The sequence below is a fragment of the Streptomyces sp. NPDC058964 genome (assembly GCF_042741275.1).
Lineage (GTDB): Bacteria > Actinomycetota > Actinomycetes > Streptomycetales > Streptomycetaceae > Streptomyces.
This window is the reverse complement of record NZ_JBHYKH010000270.1, coordinates 1-2238: the sequence shown is the minus strand read 5'-3', so window position 1 is coordinate 2238 and position 2238 is coordinate 1. Positions and strand designations below refer to the sequence as shown.

Annotated in this window: 2 protein-coding genes; both read right to left on the bottom strand. The window is 66.1% G+C overall.

Annotated elements, in window-relative coordinates:
* Positions 1-151 precede the first annotated feature (151 nt).
* Entirely contained in the window at positions 152-1660 is a 1509-nt protein-coding gene (locus tag ACFW2E_RS28260) for a tyrosine-type recombinase/integrase (RefSeq protein ID WP_384469891.1), read from the bottom strand.
* 58 nt (positions 1661-1718) lie between these two features.
* Complete coding sequence (locus ACFW2E_RS28255; protein ID WP_384469890.1) at positions 1719-2057, bottom strand: helix-turn-helix domain-containing protein; 339 nt, start codon at positions 2055-2057, stop codon at positions 1719-1721.
* Positions 2058-2238: the final 181 nt, after the last annotated feature.

Below are 2238 nucleotides of genomic sequence, written 5' to 3'. Positions count from 1 at the left end.
TGTGTCTTTCTCTACAACCCCCACCCCCCCACACACAAACACCCTCTGGGGCGCGGGCTCCCCACCCACCCCCCCCGCCCTGAACTGTTCTCCAAAGGCTCTCTGGAGAAATCCTGGAGAAGATCTTGGAAATCGTCTCCAGGCCAGTGCCCTACCCGCGAGCTCCCAGCAGCGCATCCAGAGCAGCCACAGGCGAGCCGGGGCTCATCGCCCGGCGCGCGTCCAATGCCTCCTCCCACATTGCGGTGAGCGCGGTCATCAGCGCCTGCCGCATGCCAGCCGTGATGTGGTCATAGCGGGACTGCACCGAGCCGTCCTCGTGCCCCATGCGTTCGTCCATCAGCTTCGGCGGGGTCCCCACCTCTCTCATCAGGGTCTTGTGCGTATGGCGCAGCCCGTGCGGCGTCAGCCCAGGAGCGATCGGCACCCAACACGCCTCAGCCCGCTTGGAGGCCCCTCGCCCACGTGCGGGAATCCCGGGCCACGGCTCAGCGACGACCGGCACAGGGTGCTCTTCCTGATTGCCGCGTCCGGGGTACCGTCCCGTGGCGGCAGGTCGAAAGAGCCAGGTGGCGAAGCCCGAGCGTCGCCAGTGTGCGGCCAGCTCGCCCGCTCCCGCATTACGGACGTACCCGAGATCGGTGATGGCCTCCAGCACCTTTAGGCGAGTCGGCTCCGCCACAGCGCCAGGGCGGTTGAGGACGTTGGATACCGTGCCTGTCGAGACGCCGGCGCGGCGAGCGACGTCGACCAGCTTCGCCCCCGGACGGCTCACAGAACCATTGGCAGCGCCATGACCACGGAAGACGTAGGCAAGTCCGTGGCACTCACAAGGCTTCGGTTTCGTCCGGGCGATGTGGCTCGCAACCAGTGCAGCGAGGAAATCCGGAGCATCAATGTCCCGGTAGGAGTCATCCTTGGGCGGGCAACGGTGGAGTTCGCCGGTATCCAGCTCGTAGAGCTGCCACTCAACGCGAATGCTCTTCGGCCGGACGAACTCGGTCTCAAGGCCAACGATCTCGCCCCAGCGCATGCCTGTGTAGCCCTTGAGAATGCCGCAGACGAACTCGTCGTCCCGACCGGACAGCAGCGCCATCCGCTCGGCAAGCAGCAGAATGCCGAGCGCTGTGGTGACCGCCTTCTCCGGGCCACGGTTGCGGGAGCGGCCGGCGCGCTTCCCTCGCCCGCGCCTCTTGGTTGCCGGGTTGGACTCGCGCAGCCCCTCGTCAACGGCGTCGGCAAGGATCAAGTGCAGGGTCGCCCGCCATGTTTTGACGCTGGTAGCCGCGTAGGGAACGGCGCGTTCCCGCTTCTCCCAAGCGGCAATGTCGGTGCTCAGGATGTCGGCGATGGCGAACTCCTCGAACGCCGGGAGCAAGTGCTCTTCGATGTGCCGCCGGTAGTTCTGCATGGTGGACGCCGCCAAGTCCTGCGCGGCATACCAGCGGTTCACGTAGGCACCGAAAGTGATCCGCTCAGGAGGCGCCTTCTTCGTTCCGGCCAGCAGCTTCGCTTCTTCGGCGTCCGCCGCCTTCTTTGCCGCTGCCTTGGTCCGGAAGCGGATGGCGTCACCATCGGCGTCGCGCACAGTGGCGTACTTGCCGGGCGCGAGCTTGTACCGGCCGCGCCAATAGCTGCCGAGGTTCTCGGCGTAACCCAACTTGCTCTCCCTATCGGCGGGGTTGCCGCCCGGCTGGAGGGCCGGGCGGCACACGGAATCAGGCTGCGGTGGACTGCGATTGGCCGTGTCGCGCCCTGCGTGGGGTCCTTGCCTTCAGCGAGGTGACGGCCACCGCTGCGGTGGCCGCCCGGCGGCGCGGCGCTTGTGAGACTGGTACGGCAGCGCTGCTGCTTTCGGTGGGACGGCTCTCGAAGATGCGCGTTATCTCTGCAACGTGGTCAGCCGTGAACCGGTAGCTGCCTCCAGGCTTGGTGAAGGGAATGCGTCCCCTCCGGGCCTGTTCCTTCACCCACCACTCGGAGCAACGGAGAGCTTGGGCAACATCCGCAGCAGAGTAGAGCTGAGGCAAGTCAGTGATCTTCTGACGCACTTTCATGTCTCCTCTTGGGCTCGCTTCGGGGGTCCGACTCTTAGACCTGTCCGAGGTTCGGATTTCTGCGTCACCCGCGTCATCAGCGTCACCCAGGCTTCTGACCTGCCGGTTTCGGGTGACGCAGAGCGTTGGGGGTGGGGGGGGGGGGAGGGGGGCGGCGGTGTGTTGGAGACATCTCAAATAC